Raw genomic sequence first — 15,689 nt, forward strand, 5'->3', positions numbered from 1 at the left:
CGCGCGAGATTCTAACAGCTTGCAAGCCGCTGCGTTAGATCCGTGTCTTTAGTGTATAGAGCATTTCGAGAGCACGGCGCGGCGTCATGTCGTCCAGATCGAGCTTGGCCAGTTCATCCAGCACCGGGTGCGGCAGGCTGGCAAACAGGTCGCTTTGCAGCGGCGCGGCCGGTTTACCTTTGGCCGGTGCAGGCGTCTCATGGGGCAGGGCGGTGTCTTCCAGGCGGCTCAAATGCTCGCGAGCACGGGTGATGACTTCGCTCGGCACGCCCGCCAGCTGCGCAACGGCCAGGCCATAACTCTGGCTGGCCGGCCCAGGCAGCACGTGGTGCAGGAACACAATGCGTTCATTGTGCTCGGTGGCATTGAGGTGCACGTTGGCCACCAGCGGCTGGGCTTCCGGCAGGACGGTCAATTCAAAGTAGTGGGTGGCGAACAGTGTGTAGGCACGCAGATGCGCCAGGCGCTCGGCCGCCGCCCATGCCAGGGACAGACCGTCGAAGGTGCTGGTGCCGCGCCCGACTTCGTCCATCAGAACCAGGCTGCGCTCTGTGGCGTTGTGCAGGATGTTCGCGGTTTCGCTCATTTCCACCATGAAGGTCGAACGCCCGCCGGCCAGGTCATCGCTGGAGCCGATCCGGGTGAAGATGCGGTCGACCAGCGACAGTTCGCAACTGGCTGCCGGTACGAAGCTGCCTATGTGCGCCAGGAGCACGATCAAGGCGGTCTGACGCATGTAGGTGGATTTACCGCCCATGTTGGGACCGGTGATCACCAGCATGCGGGTGTTGTCGTCCAGGCTCAGGTCGTTGGCCACGAACGGCGTGGTCAGCACTTGTTCGACCACCGGGTGACGACCCTGGCTGATGCGCATGCACGGCTCGCTGACGAAGCGTGGGCAGTTCAGGTCGAGGTTCAGCGCACGTTCGGCCAGGTTGCTCAAGACGTCCAGCTCGGCCAGGGCGCCGGCGGTGTCCTGCAAGGGTGGCAACTGGGCGATCAGGTCTTCGAGCAGTGCTTCGTACAGCATCTTCTCGCGGGCCAGGGCGCGGCTCTTGGCTGACAATGCCTTGTCTTCGAAGGCCTTGAGTTCCGGCGTAATGAAACGCTCGGCGCCTTTGAGCGTCTGGCGGCGAACATAGTCGGCCGGTGCTGATTCCGCCTGCTTGCTTGGCAGTTCGATGAAGTAACCGTGGATGCGGTTGTAGCCGACCTTCAGGTGAGACAGGCCGGTGCGGGCCTTTTCCCGTGCCTCGAGGTCGATCAGGAATTGTCCGGCGTTTTCGCTGAGCGACTGCAGTTCGTCGAGTTCGCTGTCGTAACCGGTTTTCAGCACGCCGCCGTCACGAATGACCGCCGGCGGGTTGTCGATGATGGCTTTTTCCAGAAGTGCCGCCAGTTCCGGGTAGGTGCTGGTGATGGTAGCGAGTTGCTGGAGGTGCGGAGCTTCGAGCTCGGTCATTGCCACTTGCAGTTGCGGCAGTGCGCCGAGGGCATCACGCAAGCGGGCGAGGTCGCGTGGGCGGGCATTGCGCAGGCCGATCCGCGCAAGAATCCGCTCGATGTCGCCGATTTCCTTGAGCTGCGGTTGCAGTCTTTCGAAGCGGTAGCCGTCGAGCAGGCAAGTGATCGAGGTCTGACGTGCCAACAGCACCGTCAAATCGCGCAACGGGCGATTCAGCCAGCGGGTCAGCAGGCGGCTGCCCATGGCGGTCTGGCAACGGTCCACCACCGATTGCAAGGTGTTGTCGCGGCCCCCTGCCAGGTTGGTGTCGAGCTCCAGGTTGCGACGGCTGGCGCCATCGAGCACTACAGTGTCGTCCAGGCGTTCATGGCGCAAGCTGCGCAAATGGGGCAGGGCGGTGCGCTGGGTTTCCTTGGCGTAGGCCAGCAGGCAACCCGCTGCGCCGATGGCCAGGGTCAGGTTCTCACAGCCGAAGCCTTTGAGGTCCTGGGTCGAGAATTGCTGGCACAGGCTTTTGAGCGCCGAATCGCGTTCGAAATCCCACGGTGCACGGCGACGCACACCGCGGCGTTTTTCCGCCGGCAAGTCCTTGGGCCAGTCATCCGGGATCAGCAGTTCCACCGGATTGACCCGCTCCAGTTCCGCCAGCAGGTTTTCCCAACCCTTGATTTCCAGCACACTGAAGTTGCCACTGGTGATGTCCAGCACCGCCAGGCCGAACAGGCGCTCATCACCCAGAACGGCGGCGATCAGGTTGTCCCTGCGTTCATCGAGCAGCGCTTCGTCACTCACCGTTCCCGGCGTGATGATGCGCACGACCTGACGCTCCACAGGCCCTTTACTGGTAGCCGGATCGCCAACCTGCTCGCAGATCACCACCGATTCGCCCAGCTTCACCAGCTTTGCCAGGTAACCCTCAGCGGCATGGTAAGGAATCCCGCACATCGGAATCGCCTGGCCAGCCGACTGCCCGCGGGCGGTCAGGGTGATGTCCAGCAACTTGGCGGCCTTCTTCGCGTCTTCATAGAAGATCTCGTAGAAGTCGCCCATTCGGTAGAACATCAGCTGGTCCGGGTGCTGGTTTTTCAGGCGCCAGTACTGCTGCATCATCGGGGTGTGGGAGGACAGGTCGGAGACGGCTTTATTCATCGGATTGTCAGGAAGCTCGTTGAAAGAGGTGGGGCAAAAGCGGGGCAACGGCCGGGCTTTTCCGCGATGGGCGCAAGGTTACCATGGGCGGTCTACCCGACGCAGGCACCACGGCCGGGTGACAGCTTTTACGATGCAAAAATCATGTTATGCACCGTTTATGCAAATCGGCATTGTCTTCTTCGAGAAGAGCAAGCACTATGCGGGCTATGCATAAACGCAACGTATCTACCGTATTAAGAGCATTGCTCGATCAGCACGGGATCTCCCCCACGGAGCTTCACCGTCGAACCGGCGTGCCTCAATCCACGCTCTCGCGCATTCTCAGCGGTAAGATCGTCGATCCTTCGGATAAACATATTTCGAAGATCGCCGAGTATTTCTCCGTGAGCACCGACCAGTTGCGTGGCCGCGCGGACGTCGCGTCTGCCGCCAATGCCGGGCGCACTCCCGTGCATTCGGAACTCAAGGATATAAGTCTGTGGGACGACGATACCCCTGTCGATGACGACGAGGTGTCGGTTCCCTTTCTTCGCGAGGTTGAATTGGCAGCAGGATCGGGAAGATTCGTCATCGAAGAAAGCGAGCGCTCTAGCCTGCGCTTCGGCAAGCGAAGCCTGCGCCACAACGGCGTGCAGTTCGACCAGGCCAAATGCGTGACAGTGCGGGGCAACAGCATGTTGCCGGTACTGCGCGACGGTGCCACGGTCGGGGTCAATGCCGGCAAGTGTGGCATTGGCGATATCGTTGATGGCGACCTTTATGCAATCAATCACAACGGCCAATTGCGGGTGAAGCAGCTGTATCGCCTGCCGTCCGGGATTCGCTTGCGCAGCTTCAATCGTGACGAGCATCCGGACGAGGATTACAGCTTCCAGGAAATCCAGGAAGAGCAGATCGTCATCCTCGGTCATGTCTTCTGGTGGGGGATGTACGCCCGCTGACAAGCGCTCTGCCCGATAAAACCCGCTCAATGGCGGGTTTTTTTTCGCCTGCCAAAGAGCACGTCGTGGCCTGTGTGGTCGAGGCTCTAATGCGTTAGTGCAAAATTATGCATAAATAAATGCGTTTATGCATTGACTGTGTATGCATCAATGCATATTATTCATCTCAAGCCGCTCGACAAAGCGACTTGAAACGAAGCTCTTTAGTTTCACCACACAGGCAGCGATGAACCGGCCTTAACGGTTCAGAGGGTTGGCAACTGACCCGGGTGTGCAGCGTAAAGCACCAGAAGCAGTTATCCGGCGGGCAGGGACCGCGGTCGGGAAAACCCTAAGTGGGCACATACCGTCTCAGTCGCGCCGAAAGTCTGGCGCGAAGGGCCTTATTTCACAAAGCCTGGTCCTTACCGGGCATTTGTGAAATGCCTCCCTGTCGTCAGACATTCCAGCTCATATCAGGGCCTTCAGTTCAAAAGCCGGGGGCCGACAGAAACTCAAAGGCATAGCAGATGTTGAAAGATTGCAGATGTGGATATTGCCAAAAACTTCTTGCCCGGACGGGCGAGTACACGGAACTCCAGATCAAATGTTCTCGATGCGGAACATTGAATCATGTGAAGGCCCTGAGCCTCGAGGCGATCGCCTGTGAGCGACACGCAAGCTGTATCGACAGCTTTGTCAATCATTCCTCTCAATAGGTGAACACGCATGACCGAAATCAAAAAACACATTGCCCCCCTCTTGCTGACCGCTGTGCTACTTGGTTCCGGCGGCAGCGCAGTTGCGGCCAATCTCCTGGTCAATGGTAGCTTTGAACAACCTGGCTGCAGCAGTACCTGTGTCCTTGATACCACAGCGCAAGCGAACCTCATCACTGGCTGGACGACGTTTCTGTCCGGTGTCGAGTACTTGACGCCCGCTGCAATCGCCGGCTCCACAGGCCCGGATGGCACGTCGATGGTTGACCTTGCCAATTACGTTTATCGCAATGGCGGTGGGATCCAGCAAAACTTTGCCACGGTAGTCGGGGCAAGGTATCGATTGACCTTCAGTGCGGGTAATTCGCGATATGCCAGCCGTGCCGGCGATGGTGTTGTACAGGTAAAAGTGGCCGGGGAAACCGTCAGCTTCAATACTCCGGTTGCCCAAGGTGTTGCGATCGAATGGGGCACCATTACTTACGATTTCACCGCCACCACTCCTCAAACGACGCTGGCCTTCTCTAACGAGCAGAACCCGTATGGCAATTACGCCTTCATCGACAATGTAGTCGTCGAAGCCCTGTAATTTTCAGCGGTGCTTTTCCACCCGCATTTGCAGTGACAACGTTGCGATTGCATGGCGGCGCCGGGGCCCGGCGCCGCTCTTCGCTTAATCCCTGCATTCATCAATCACCCCGGGAGGCGTGACATGACAAACGAGCATCAAGCGTTGCTGGACATTCCGATCTGGCTCGTCATTGTCCTCGCCTTGCTGGGCGGGGTGTCCGGCGAAATGTGGCGTGCCGACAAGGATGGCGCCCGCGGCTGGTCGCTCTTGCGGCGCCTGGCCCTGCGCTCCGGGGCCTGCATGATCTGCGGCGTCTCGGCGATCATGCTGTTGTACGCTGCTGGCATGTCGATATGGACTGCCTGTGCATTTGGATGTCTGACAGCAATGGCCGGTGCCGACGTGGCCATCGGACTTTATGAGCGTTGGGCGGCCAAGCGAATCGGTGTTTGCGATGTGCCGTCGCAGGATAATCACCCCGACAGATAGTCATTAATAGTAGAGGTCAAACCATGCTGTTGACTGAACGGCAACTTCTCAAAATCATGCCAGGCGCCCGCACCCAAGCGGGCGTTTTTATTTCTGCTCTCAAGATTGCCATGGCTAATCACTGCATCAATACGCCCAAACGCATCGCTTCGTTCCTCGCGCAAGTCGGTCATGAGTCCGGGCAGTTGCAGTACGTGCGGGAGTTGGGCGGCGATCAGTACCTGAGCCATTACGATACGGGTGCCCTGGCTATTCGCTTGGGCAATACTGCGGAACCTGACCGCGACGGTCAGAAGTACCGTGGGCGCGGTCTGATCCAGATCACCGGTCGCCACAACTACCGACAATGCAGCCTCGGCCTGTTCGGCGACGAACGCCTTATGGCCTCGCCTGAACTGCTCGAACAACCGCAATGGGCTGCCGAATCCGCTGCATGGTATTGGGCGCAAAACGGTTTGAACGAATTGGCCGATCGCGACCAGTTCAATAGCATCACCCGCCGTATCAACGGCGGTTTGAACGGGCTACAGGACCGCTTGCAGCTATGGGCGCGGGCGAGGGCAGTGCTTTGTCAGACTTCGGTTTGATTGCGGCGTCCCATTAATCGGCTGTTGGTGCCGTTTTGCTGGTGTCACTGACCGTCGGTTCGGCGACGCTGGTCTGGCGTATTCAGGATCACCTGCGCAATCGTCTTGCCACTGCTGATCTGCACCTGTCAGTCCTCCTCGACGCAGGCGATGGTGCAGTGTCAGGCACCTCAGGTCTCGGCGGCGTGGTCATGGCGCCGTACGCGCCCGACTTGACCCGGCGCATGCTCAACGAATTATCGCCATCACCGACGCCGGTGACCGCGGACTGATTGTCTGCAGGCTTGTCAGGCTTATGTCGGAGCGCTTGCGCATAAACATTTTGATCGGCCCTGTAGCTTGCAAGTGCGGTCTGCTCGTGTACGGTTAACCCATCCCGCCCCATCAGGAGAAGACCGTGAAAGTAATCACCCAGCTCGCCGCTGACCTTGGCAGGCAATTGCAGATTCTCAATGCCCATGTTTCCACGGCCGAGTCCTGTACCGGAGGCGGGATCGCCGAGGCGATCACCCGTATTCCGGGCAGCTCGGCGTGGTTCGAGGCCGGTTATGTCACTTACTCCAATCTGCAGAAGAACCTGCAACTGGATGTTCCTGTGGAGTTGTTCACCACGGTGGGGGCGGTCAGTCGCGAGGTGGTCGAAGCGATGGCCAGGGGGGCGCAGGAGAAAAGTCGCGCGTATTTTTCCGTGGCGGTCAGTGGCGTAGCCGGGCCGGACGGTGGTTCGCCGAGCAAGCCAGTGGGGACGGTTTGGCTGGCCTGGGGCGTGGGCGAGCGAGTGTTCAGCGAGTTGCAACACTTCGCCGGTGACCGCGACGAGGTGCGCCGACAAACGGTGAAGGCCGCGCTAGAGGGGCTGCTGCGGTATGCCGCGGCAGAAATCTCAAATCAGGGGTAGGCGATCCGGAAACGCTGTGGAATAATACTGGCTACTTATACAGGTGTTGGCCGTCAGGCCTTATTGATTACGTGAGGACTTTAATGGACGACAACAAGAAGAAAGCCTTGGCTGCGGCCCTGGGTCAGATCGAACGTCAATTCGGCAAGGGTGCCGTAATGCGTATGGGCGATCAGGACCGTCAGGCGATCCCGGCCATCTCCACTGGCTCTCTGGGTCTGGACATCGCTCTCGGCATCGGCGGCCTGCCAAAAGGTCGTATTGTTGAAATCTACGGTCCTGAATCTTCCGGTAAAACCACACTGACACTGTCCGTGATCGCCCAGGCTCAAAAAGCCGGCGCGACCTGCGCATTCGTCGACGCCGAACACGCCCTTGACCCTGAGTACGCCGGCAAGCTGGGCGTCAACGTCGACGACCTGCTGGTTTCCCAGCCGGACACCGGCGAGCAGGCTCTGGAAATCACCGACATGCTGGTGCGTTCCAACGCAGTTGACGTGATCATCGTCGACTCCGTGGCTGCCTTGGTGCCAAAGGCTGAAATCGAAGGCGAAATGGGTGACATGCACGTAGGCCTGCAAGCCCGTCTGATGTCCCAGGCGCTGCGTAAAATCACCGGTAACATCAAGAACGCCAACTGCCTGGTGATCTTCATCAACCAGATCCGTATGAAAATCGGCGTGATGTTCGGTAGCCCGGAAACCACCACCGGTGGTAACGCACTGAAGTTCTACGCATCGGTTCGTCTGGACATCCGTCGTACTGGCGCGGTGAAGGAAGGTGATGAAGTCGTCGGTAGCGAAACCCGCGTCAAGGTTGTGAAGAACAAGGTGGCTTCGCCGTTCCGTCAGGCCGAGTTCCAGATTCTTTACGGCAAGGGCATCTACCTCAACGGTGAGATGATCGACCTGGGTGTTCTGCACGGTTTTGTTGAGAAGTCCGGTGCCTGGTATGCCTATGAAGGCACCAAGATCGGTCAGGGCAAGGCCAACTCGGCCAAGTTCCTGGCGGACAACCCGGAAGTCGCGGCAAAGCTGGAGAAGCAACTGCGTGACAAGCTCCTGTCCCCGGCATCCGTAGCAGACGCCAAAGCTTCTGCGGTCAAAGAGACCGAAGACGACCTGGCTGACGCCGATATCTGATCGAAGCGATGACCGCCGTACTCGATACACTCGTCGCGGTGCGGCGAACCGCAATGGACCTGCTCGCACGGCGCGAGCACGGTCGTGTCGAGCTGACGCGTAAACTGCGTCAGCGCGGTGCCCTCCCTGAAATGATCGAAACAGCACTCGACCGATTGACGGAAGAGGGGTTGTTGTCCGAAACCCGTTACCTCGAAAGTTTCGTTTCCTACCGTGCCCGTTCCGGTTATGGTCCTTTACGCATTCGTGAAGAGTTGGGCCAGCGCGGCCTGCAGCGCACCGATATTGAACTCGCCCTGCGCGAGAGCGGTATTGACTGGCAGGAGCAACTGGCCGATACCTGGCGGCGCAAGTTCTCCGGGCAGTTGCCGGTAGACGCCCGGGAGAGAGCCAGGCAAGGCAGGTTCCTGGCGTATCGGGGATACTCCATGGAAATGATCAATCGCCTGTTCAGCGGTCGAGGGATGGACGATTGAACTGAAACGGCCCGCTATTTCGATAGCGGGCCGTTTTTTTATGCCTCACGTAACCTTTGACGGCTCCCGCGTGCGCTGTTGTACCTGGGGTTTTGATGGCGTCCAGTTTTCCGGAAGGTTGATGTAGTCCACAAGCTCACGCAGACGGCCATGGTTACGGGCGTTGAAGTTGAAGACCAGCCGCACCAGGTGGCTGAATTCGGCTTCGTCATGGACCTCGCCACTGTGAGCGTGCTGATGGAAATGATCGCTCAGACACAGGTCGGCGAAAGCCTCCTGCATATGCTCGAGTGCCCGGTCGTTGAGTGCGTGATTCATGCGAATCAGGAACTGGTGCTTGAGCCAGCGACTGGAGTGGAAGTTGCTGTAGAACTGGTTGATGTGCTCTACCGCTTCTTCGACGTTGTAGACCAGTTTCACCAGCTTCATGTCGGTGGGCAGGATGTAGTGGTTTTCTTCCAGTTGCTGGTGAATGAAGTCCAGTGCGCCTTGCCAGAATTTGCCGCCCGGCGTGTCGAGCAGCACCACGGGCACCAATGGGCTTTTGCCGGTCTGGATCAGCGTCAGCACTTCCAGCGCCTCATCCAGCGTACCGAACCCACCCGGGCACAGCACCAGGGCATCGGCTTCCTTGACGAAGAACAGCTTGCGGGTGAAGAAGAAGTGGAAGGGCAGCAGATTGGTCGTGCCATCGACAGTGGGGTTGGCATGCTGTTCGAAGGGCAGCGTGATGTTGAACCCAAGGCTGTGTGTCAGGCCGGCGCCCTCATGGGCGGCGGCCATGATCCCGCCACCGGCGCCGGTAATGACCATCATATCCGAGCGCGCGAGCGCGGCACCGAGCTCCCGGGCCATGCTGTAGAGCGGATGTTCCATGGCGGTGCGAGCCGAGCCGAACACGGTGACTTTGCGTCGCCCCTTGAATTGTTCGAGCACGCGGAAAGCCTGTTCCAGCTCACGCAGGGCTTGCAGGGTGATTTTGGCATTCCAGCGATTGTGGTCTTCCTGGGCCATGCGCAGCACGGTCAGGATCATGTCGCGGTAGATCGGGATGTTCGGGCTGTTGGGTGAAATCAGCTTGAGTTGTTCTTCGACCTTGTTGATGAGGTCATGGCCGCTTTCTTCAAAATGACGGCTCAGGAGGTCATTCGGTTGGTAAGGCATTCAACTTCTCCTTCTGCACAGAACCCTCGGCCCGAGAATGTACGTCGGTGCCACGACACTTCATGTGTCGCTGTCTGCCCAGACCCATGCCTGGGCGATCTACTTGACCCGAAAGGTATCGGATCATCCAAACAGGCTCTGTTTTTCCCTTGGATGAAAGAAACAATCGCACAACACGACAAGCGACGGCCAGCCCCTTTCCAGCCCTGAAAAAGTGAACATGGATACCCTGAATCTAGACCTTCACAGTAATTTTCGCTGACTTGATCATTGCGCCACAAAGTTTTTCCTGGCAACCGCTTATTGATGATTTGCAAGGTGCTTTCGCCGCTCGTCTGAACGTACGTCGCATGTGCGGCACTCTGATTTACTAAGTTACAGGCGTCACACGACAACTTTGCGTCAACGGCAGGGCGCACGGTACAAGCGGATTAAGGATTTATCGCTCAAACATGAGTGAAGTGCAGGGAGGCGGGAAACCATGGCCAGAGTCGTTCTGGAGATCGATACGCATCTGTATCGATTGTTGAAGTCATCGGCCGAGACCAATCATTTGAGTCTCGAAGAGGAGTGCTGCCGGCGTTTGCGTGGCGGCGAGCGTCGTTCGCATTACTTGCAGGCGCTGCTGGCAGAATTGCGCGCCGAAGATGAACAACGGCGCGCCAATTCCCGGTGATTACTTTTTCTTCTTGGCCGGTTGCAGGCAATCCGATTCCTGGAAGCTTGCGGAGCCGACCGGGCGGTTGGTCTTCACCTCGGTGAAGTCGTAACGCATGATCGCGCCCTTGGCCATCAGCTTGCGAAACCCTTCGTTTCTGCAGACAGAAGCTCCCAACTGGAAGTAGACCGCTTTCGGGTCTGCACGCATCTTGTCGGCGTGGCTGCTCTGCACGCTCAGATGGTTGATCAGCTGTTTGCCTTCAACGGTGTAGCCTTGATCGAGTATGTCTTCGTTGATCGCTCGTGGAGTGCCGACGCTGCTCTGGGTAGCGACGTTTTGCAGCATTTTGTTCAGTTCCGTGTCTTTCAAGGACGCAGCCTGGGCGTTGAAGGACGACGCCAGCAAAATGGCCGCGGTAGGAACGATAAGGCGCAGCATGAAACTCTCCTGGTTCAGTGATGGGGGTTGGACCCGTCACGTGACTGTGCGTTCAGTGGCGGCGAATTATAGGGGAGGCGGGCTGGACGGTACAGGCTTGCGCCGGGCGGTCTGGTAAACTGCTGGCACTTTTTACCCTGTCGAGTGTTTTTCGTGTCGATTTCCGTTTCCTGTCGGCGTTGCCCGCGATGAGTCGTGCCTCCACGCGATTTGCATTGAATGCTGTAGCCCGCTTGCGCGACCAGCGCGAGGAGGAGGGCATCAAGCCGATTCAGGCCCGAGGCTGGCGCGCCCCGCGTTGCCGTGACTGCCGGGTGATCGAGAGTCACTGCCTGTGCGCATGGCGTCCGCAGGTCGCTACCCGCTCCGGCGTGTGCCTGATCATGACCAACAAGGAAGTCTTCAAGCCAAGCAACACCGGTTGGCTGATAGCCGATGTGGTGCCTGACAACCATGCCTTCATCTGGTCCCGTACCGAGGTCGATCCGACGTTGCTGGCGCTGTTGTCCGACCCCCAATGGCAGCCTTACCTGGTGTTTCCGGGGGAGTACGTCGAGCCTGAGCGTGTGACAAACAGCGTGGATGTCGATGGCACGAAGCGCCCATTGTTCATTCTGTTGGATGCGACCTGGACCGAAGCGCGGAAGATCTTTCGCAAGAGCCCCTATTTCGACCGATTGCCGATCCTCAGTTTATTGCCCGAAAAACTCTCCCGTTACCGATTGCGCCGATCAACCCGCAGCGAACATCTGTGTACGGCGGAGGTTGCCGCGCTGTGCCTCGACCTTGCGGGCGATGTAGCTGCTGCATCGGCGCTGGATGCCTATTTCGATGTGTTCAGCCAGCATTACCTCGACGCCAAACATCAGTTGGACATGAACGTTTCGACCCCGGCGCACGCCGAGTTGATGCCCTATGTTCAGCCGGCAACCCCAGTGATGGACTGATTGTTGCCCATACTGCAATAAAGTGTACCGGCCACGCTGCTTGACCACCCCGGCTTCGCTGGGCATGCTTGGCGCCGATCAGGGTGCGGCCAGAGTTTGCAACGCGGTTTTTGCGTCGAGCGTGCCTTGTCAGTGCAGCTCCGTGGCCGTGCCTTGAGTTGCTTTGGCGAGGTCCGAATGCATCGGGCGCCCCATGAAAAACAGGATCATTTGAAAAATGGCCACATACGAAATCCTGATTGCCGATGACCACCCACTTTTTCGTAGTGCCTTGCATCAAGCGCTGACCCTGGGCCTTGGCCCGGATGTGCGCCTGGTGGAAGTGGCGAGCATCGCCGAACTGGAAGTCCGCCTGACGGAAAAGTCCGATTGGGATCTGGTACTGCTGGATCTGAACATGCCGGGGGCCTATGGTTTTTCCGGGCTGGTCCTGCTGCGCGGTCAGTACCCGCAGATTCCGGTGGTCATGGTCTCGGCCCAGGAAGAACCGACCATTATGGTCAAGTCACGTGAATTCGGCGCCAGTGGCTTCATTCCCAAGTCCAGCGACTTGAGTGTGATTCAGAAAGCCGTGCGTGCAGTCCTCGATGGTGACGTGTTCTGGCCGCCGCAGGCGTTCGAAGCGGTCAGCGTCTCCGATGAGGCCAAGGCGGCCAGCGAAGGCCTTGCCAGTCTGACGCCGCAGCAATTCCGGGTGCTGACCATGGTCTGCGAAGGTTTGCTGAACAAGCAGATCGCCTACGAATTGAGTGTTTCCGAGGCGACTATCAAGGCGCACGTCACCGCGATTTTCCGTAAGCTGAATGTGCGGACCCGGACCCAGGCCGCGCTGCTCTTGCAACAACTTGAGTCAATTTCCAGTCATTAAAGGCTGGCAACTTCACGCTTTTTTGACTTTGGTTGAACTAGCTTTCCCACTTCTTTTTTGTCAGTTGCCCACTCTATGTCACCTTTCAAAGGCCAGACCGGCCTGAAACGAATTCTCAATGCTTCCGGTTATTCGCTGGACGGCTTGCGCGCAGCCTTCACCGGAGAAGCCGCCTTTCGGCAATTGGTATTGCTCAACGTCATCCTGATTCCGTTGTCGTTCTTCCTGAATGTCAGCCGGGTCGAACGGGCGTTGTTGATCGCGGTATGCCTGTTGGCGCTAATTGTCGAGTTGCTCAACTCGGCAGTGGAAGCGGCCATCGACCGCATTTCCCTTGAACGGCACCCGTTGTCCAAGAATGCCAAGGACATGGGCAGTGCCGCCCAGTTCGTGGCATTGAGCATGATCGCCCTGGTGTGGGCGGTGATTCTGCTCTAAGCGATCGTCGGCAGCACGATCTCGTCGCTGCGCTGAACCCCGGCGGTGAAGGCGCGGCACAGATCGAGGAATTCGCGCATCGCCGATGTCTGATATTTCTGTTTATGCCAGATGAAATAAAACTGTCGCGCCAGATCCAGATCCGGCGTCTCGACAGGCACCAGACTGCCGCGGCGGAATGCGTCGCGCAAAGCCAGTCTGGAAATGCAGCCAATCCCCAAACCTGATTCCACCGCGCGTTTGATCGCTTCGGTGTGCTCAAGCTCCAGCCGGATATTTAAAGAAGTGCGGTGATGGCGCATGGCTTGATCGAAGGTCAACCGCGTGCCGGAGCCCTGTTCGCGCAAGATCCAGGCTTCGTGGCTCAACTCGTCCATGGTGGCCGTGCCGCGCTTGGCCAACGGATGCTGTGGGGCGCAAAACACCACCAATTCGTCCTCGACCCAGCTTTGTACTTCGATGTCCGGGTGACTGCAGTCGCCTTCGATCAGACCCAGATCAATTTCATAGTGGGCCACTTGCTGCACGATATTGGCAGTGTTCTGTACGTGCAGCTTCACCTGGCTTTCCGGATGGCGTTGCATGAAGCCGCCGATCAGCAGGGTGGCCAGGTAATTGCCGATGGTCAGGGTCGCGCCCACGGCCAGTGAACCGAAACCGGACTTGCCGTTGAGCAGGTCTTCGATTTCCTTGGCCTGATCCAGCAGGGCGACAGCTTGCGGCAACAGTTGTTTACCGAGGGCGTTGAGGCTCAACCGTTTGCCGGCACGGTCGAACAGTTGGCAGCTGCACTGGCGCTCCAGCTCGGTGATCGAGGTGCTCGCCGCCGATTGCGAGAGGTTGAGCAGGCCCGCAGCACGGGACACGCTTTCCTGCTGGGCGACGGCGACGAATACTTGAAGTTGACGGAGAGTAAATCGCATATCGATATAACCGATAACCCTTATCTTAATAATCCATTTAACAGATATTGTGTCTGCCTTTAGAATGCGATGCAATTGCGCAGAGCTGGCTTTTTTGCAGAGCAGGCGCCGAACACGCGCAGACAAATCTCCAGGAGTCCCACGTACATGAGCAACATGAACCACGAGCGTGTCCTCAGTGTTCATCACTGGAACGACACTCTGTTCAGCTTCAAGTGCACCCGTGACCCGGGCCTGCGCTTCGAGAACGGTCAGTTCGTGATGATCGGCCTGCAACAGCCCAACGGCCGCCCGCTTATGCGCGCTTACTCGATTGCCAGCCCGAACTGGGAAGAGCATCTCGAGTTCTTCAGCATCAAGGTGCCTGATGGTCCGCTGACTTCGCAGTTGCAGCATCTGAAGGAAGGCGACGAGATCATCATCAGCAAGAAGCCTACGGGCACGCTGGTGCTGGATGACTTGAAGCCTGGCAAACATTTGTACCTGCTCAGCACCGGTACCGGTCTGGCGCCGTTCATGAGCGTCATCCAGGATCCGGAAACCTACGAGCGTTTCGAAAAAGTGATCCTGTGCCACGGCGTGCGTTACGTCAACGAAGTCGCTTACCGCGAGTTCATCACCGAGCACTTGCCGCAGAACGAATTCTTCGGCGAAGCGCTGCGTGACAAGTTGATCTACTACCCGACCGTGACCCGCGAGCCGTTCGAGAACGAAGGTCGCCTGACCGACCTGATGCGCAGCGGCAAGCTGTTCAGCGACATCGGTCTGCCACCGATCAACCCGCAGGACGACCGCGCCATGCTGTGCGGCAGCCCGAGCATGCTCGACGAGACCAGCGAGGTGCTGAACAGCTTCGGCCTGAAGGTTTCGCCGCGCATGCGCGAGCCGGGTGATTACCTGATCGAGCGTGCATTCGTCGAGAAGTGACCGCAGGTCACGTTGTAGGAGCGAGCTTGCTCGCGATGGTCGTCAACGATAACGCGTTTTTTCTGGTGTAACGCGGTGCGCTCGAGTCCATCGCTGGCAAGCCAGCTCCTACAGTAGATGTGTATCGCAAAGAAAAGCCCGCATGGCCTGAGAAGGTTATGCGGGCTTTTTCGTTTCCGGGTTTACTTTGCCGGGACAACTTCAAGAACCCGGATCACGTTTGCCTCGGGATAGTGCCAACGCACATCCAGATCCCAGAACTGCGCACCGTATTCCCGCTCGGGTGCCGGCGTTTGGTAGGCCGGGCGTGGATCCTGTGCCAGGCATTGCTCGATCAACTCAACCAAGGGCTCTTCAAGGCGCTGGGCATGCTCGTGAGCCTGTTGCAGCGCTGTATCCGTCCACTGCACGGGAATCAACTGCGGCGCGGCGCTGGCGATGCTGTTGGTGGCTGTATCGATGATGTCGGCGTAGGGCACGTAGGGTTTGATATCGAGAATCGGCGTGCCATCCAGCAGATCGATGCCCGAGATCCACAAGCGACCGGCTTCGACTTTGTCCAGTTTCACCACCGACTGCCCAATGCCATTGGGGCGGTGGGTGGCGCGGGTGGCGAACACGCCCATGGATTTGTTGCCGCCGAGGCGAGGAGGGCGGACCTTCAGGCGAGGCTTTTCCTCCAGGGCCTGGTGGAAAAGGAACAGCAGCCACACGTGGCTGACCTGTTCCAGGCCCTGTACCGCGTCCCCTTGATCGAACGGTGCCACCAGTTCCAGCACCCCACGGGCGGCCGGAGCCAGTTGCGGCTGGCGCGGGATGGCGAACTTTTCCTTGAAGCAGGAGCGCACGAAGCCGATGGGGGAAACGCTGTAGGTCATGGTTTGAGGTCGAAGCGGGAAGAGGG

17 protein-coding genes and 2 pseudogenes are annotated in these 15,689 nt (G+C 58.5%); 14 read left to right on the top strand and 5 right to left on the bottom strand.

The annotated features are described in order from the left end of the window. Positions 1 to 34: 34 nt before the first annotated feature. Complete coding sequence (gene mutS, locus ACEN8Z_RS08595; RefSeq protein WP_442095658.1) at positions 35 to 2,614, bottom strand: DNA mismatch repair protein MutS; 2,580 nt, start codon at positions 2,612 to 2,614, stop codon at positions 35 to 37. A gap of 209 nt (positions 2,615 to 2,823) precedes the next feature. Between mutS and ACEN8Z_RS08600 the strand changes: the two genes are divergently transcribed. From ACEN8Z_RS08600 to recX, 9 genes and pseudogenes are all read left to right on the top strand, one after another. Beyond that, on the top strand, positions 2,824 to 3,558 hold the full coding sequence (locus tag ACEN8Z_RS08600; RefSeq protein ID WP_495598105.1) for a LexA family transcriptional regulator: 735 nt from the start codon (positions 2,824 to 2,826) through the stop codon (positions 3,556 to 3,558). Between the two features lie 509 nt (positions 3,559 to 4,067). Beyond that, positions 4,068 to 4,260, top strand: a pseudogene (locus tag ACEN8Z_RS08605) (Com family DNA-binding transcriptional regulator). 6 nt (positions 4,261 to 4,266) lie between these two features. Continuing rightward, positions 4,267 to 4,845, top strand: a complete 579-nt coding sequence (locus tag ACEN8Z_RS08610; RefSeq protein WP_495597359.1) for a DUF642 domain-containing protein — start codon at positions 4,267 to 4,269, stop codon at positions 4,843 to 4,845. A 123-nt stretch (positions 4,846 to 4,968) separates the two neighbouring features. After that, positions 4,969 to 5,316, top strand: a complete 348-nt coding sequence (locus ACEN8Z_RS08615) for a phage holin family protein (protein WP_495597360.1) — start codon at positions 4,969 to 4,971, stop codon at positions 5,314 to 5,316. Between the two features lie 23 nt (positions 5,317 to 5,339). Further along, entirely contained in the window at positions 5,340 to 5,903 is a 564-nt protein-coding gene (locus ACEN8Z_RS08620) for a glycoside hydrolase family 19 protein (protein WP_495597361.1), read from the top strand. 77 nt (positions 5,904 to 5,980) lie between these two features. After that, positions 5,981 to 6,215: pseudogene (locus ACEN8Z_RS08625) on the top strand (lysis protein); the annotation flags it as partial. 85 nt (positions 6,216 to 6,300) lie between these two features. Next, positions 6,301 to 6,801, top strand: coding sequence for a CinA family protein (locus ACEN8Z_RS08630; RefSeq protein ID WP_007971146.1), 501 nt, complete (start codon positions 6,301 to 6,303; stop codon positions 6,799 to 6,801). A gap of 83 nt (positions 6,802 to 6,884) precedes the next feature. Further along, entirely contained in the window at positions 6,885 to 7,943 is a 1,059-nt protein-coding gene (gene recA / locus ACEN8Z_RS08635; protein ID WP_007996915.1) for a recombinase RecA, read from the top strand. A gap of 8 nt (positions 7,944 to 7,951) precedes the next feature. Further along, the gene (recX, locus tag ACEN8Z_RS08640) at positions 7,952 to 8,419 is read left to right on the top strand and encodes a recombination regulator RecX (RefSeq protein ID WP_495597362.1); all 468 of its coding nucleotides are present in this window, start codon (positions 7,952 to 7,954) and stop codon (positions 8,417 to 8,419) included. A 45-nt stretch (positions 8,420 to 8,464) separates the two neighbouring features. On the opposite strand, the gene ACEN8Z_RS08645 is transcribed toward recX, so the two are convergent. Further along, positions 8,465 to 9,583 (bottom strand): LOG family protein, encoded by a 1,119-nt coding sequence (locus tag ACEN8Z_RS08645; RefSeq protein WP_495597363.1) that lies wholly within the window; start codon positions 9,581 to 9,583, stop codon positions 8,465 to 8,467. A 481-nt stretch (positions 9,584 to 10,064) separates the two neighbouring features. Between ACEN8Z_RS08645 and ACEN8Z_RS08650 the strand changes: the two genes are divergently transcribed. Then, positions 10,065 to 10,259: a hypothetical protein gene (locus ACEN8Z_RS08650; protein ID WP_007996911.1), complete on the top strand. Its 195-nt coding sequence runs from the start codon at positions 10,065 to 10,067 to the stop codon at positions 10,257 to 10,259. Here ACEN8Z_RS08650 and ACEN8Z_RS08655 read toward each other — a convergent pair whose 3' ends face one another. Next, the gene (locus tag ACEN8Z_RS08655) at positions 10,260 to 10,682 is read right to left on the bottom strand and encodes a quorum-sensing-regulated virulence factor family protein (RefSeq protein WP_007990204.1); all 423 of its coding nucleotides are present in this window, start codon (positions 10,680 to 10,682) and stop codon (positions 10,260 to 10,262) included. It lies immediately after the preceding gene. A 188-nt stretch (positions 10,683 to 10,870) separates the two neighbouring features. Between ACEN8Z_RS08655 and ACEN8Z_RS08660 the strand changes: the two genes are divergently transcribed. The 3 genes from ACEN8Z_RS08660 (at position 10,871) to ACEN8Z_RS08670 (ending at position 12,935) form a co-directional block, all read left to right on the top strand. After that, positions 10,871 to 11,629: a tRNA-uridine aminocarboxypropyltransferase gene (locus ACEN8Z_RS08660; protein WP_007996910.1), complete on the top strand. Its 759-nt coding sequence runs from the start codon at positions 10,871 to 10,873 to the stop codon at positions 11,627 to 11,629. 217 nt (positions 11,630 to 11,846) lie between these two features. Then, the gene (gene erdR / locus ACEN8Z_RS08665) at positions 11,847 to 12,497 is read left to right on the top strand and encodes a response regulator transcription factor ErdR (protein ID WP_008054094.1); all 651 of its coding nucleotides are present in this window, start codon (positions 11,847 to 11,849) and stop codon (positions 12,495 to 12,497) included. Between the two features lie 75 nt (positions 12,498 to 12,572). Then, positions 12,573 to 12,935: a diacylglycerol kinase gene (locus tag ACEN8Z_RS08670; protein WP_007996906.1), complete on the top strand. Its 363-nt coding sequence runs from the start codon at positions 12,573 to 12,575 to the stop codon at positions 12,933 to 12,935. On the opposite strand, the gene ACEN8Z_RS08675 is transcribed toward ACEN8Z_RS08670, so the two are convergent. Next, positions 12,932 to 13,858, bottom strand: a complete 927-nt coding sequence (locus tag ACEN8Z_RS08675; protein WP_007996903.1) for a LysR family transcriptional regulator — start codon at positions 13,856 to 13,858, stop codon at positions 12,932 to 12,934. The two genes, ACEN8Z_RS08670 and ACEN8Z_RS08675, sit on opposite strands and share 4 nt — an antisense overlap. 147 nt (positions 13,859 to 14,005) lie before the next feature. On the opposite strand from ACEN8Z_RS08675, the gene fpr reads away from it, so the two are divergent. Beyond that, positions 14,006 to 14,785, top strand: coding sequence for a ferredoxin-NADP reductase (gene fpr / locus ACEN8Z_RS08680; RefSeq protein WP_003443014.1), 780 nt, complete (start codon positions 14,006 to 14,008; stop codon positions 14,783 to 14,785). Positions 14,786 to 14,967: 182 nt separating this feature from the next. Here fpr and tsaA read toward each other — a convergent pair whose 3' ends face one another. Next, positions 14,968 to 15,663, bottom strand: a complete 696-nt coding sequence (gene tsaA, locus ACEN8Z_RS08685; protein WP_495597364.1) for a tRNA (N6-threonylcarbamoyladenosine(37)-N6)-methyltransferase TrmO — start codon at positions 15,661 to 15,663, stop codon at positions 14,968 to 14,970. Positions 15,664 to 15,689 lie beyond the last annotated feature (26 nt).

This window comes from Pseudomonas sp. Pseusp10 (genome assembly GCF_059492225.1).

Excerpts from the sequence above, each read along its gene's own strand:
- ACEN8Z_RS08620 (WP_495597361.1), top strand. The coding sequence starts at position 5,340 with ATGCTGTTGACTGAACGGCAACTTCTCAAAATCATGCCAGGCGCCCGC.
- ACEN8Z_RS08645 (WP_495597363.1), bottom strand. The coding sequence starts at position 9,583 with ATGCCTTACCAACCGAATGACCTCCTGAGCCGTCATTTTGAAGAAAGC.
- tsaA (WP_495597364.1), bottom strand. The coding sequence starts at position 15,663 with ATGACCTACAGCGTTTCCCCCATCGGCTTCGTGCGCTCCTGCTTCAAG.
- mutS (WP_442095658.1), bottom strand. The coding sequence starts at position 2,614 with ATGAATAAAGCCGTCTCCGACCTGTCCTCCCACACCCCGATGATGCAG.
- erdR (WP_008054094.1), top strand. The coding sequence starts at position 11,847 with ATGGCCACATACGAAATCCTGATTGCCGATGACCACCCACTTTTTCGT.
- ACEN8Z_RS08675 (WP_007996903.1), bottom strand. The coding sequence starts at position 13,858 with ATGCGATTTACTCTCCGTCAACTTCAAGTATTCGTCGCCGTCGCCCAG.
- fpr (WP_003443014.1), top strand. The coding sequence starts at position 14,006 with ATGAGCAACATGAACCACGAGCGTGTCCTCAGTGTTCATCACTGGAAC.
- recX (WP_495597362.1), top strand. The coding sequence starts at position 7,952 with ATGACCGCCGTACTCGATACACTCGTCGCGGTGCGGCGAACCGCAATG.
- ACEN8Z_RS08600 (WP_495598105.1), top strand. The coding sequence starts at position 2,824 with ATGCATAAACGCAACGTATCTACCGTATTAAGAGCATTGCTCGATCAG.
- recA (WP_007996915.1), top strand. The coding sequence starts at position 6,885 with ATGGACGACAACAAGAAGAAAGCCTTGGCTGCGGCCCTGGGTCAGATC.
- ACEN8Z_RS08650 (WP_007996911.1), top strand. The coding sequence starts at position 10,065 with ATGGCCAGAGTCGTTCTGGAGATCGATACGCATCTGTATCGATTGTTG.
- ACEN8Z_RS08660 (WP_007996910.1), top strand. The coding sequence starts at position 10,871 with ATGAGTCGTGCCTCCACGCGATTTGCATTGAATGCTGTAGCCCGCTTG.
- ACEN8Z_RS08655 (WP_007990204.1), bottom strand. The coding sequence starts at position 10,682 with ATGCTGCGCCTTATCGTTCCTACCGCGGCCATTTTGCTGGCGTCGTCC.
- ACEN8Z_RS08615 (WP_495597360.1), top strand. The coding sequence starts at position 4,969 with ATGACAAACGAGCATCAAGCGTTGCTGGACATTCCGATCTGGCTCGTC.
- ACEN8Z_RS08610 (WP_495597359.1), top strand. The coding sequence starts at position 4,267 with ATGACCGAAATCAAAAAACACATTGCCCCCCTCTTGCTGACCGCTGTG.
- ACEN8Z_RS08670 (WP_007996906.1), top strand. The coding sequence starts at position 12,573 with ATGTCACCTTTCAAAGGCCAGACCGGCCTGAAACGAATTCTCAATGCT.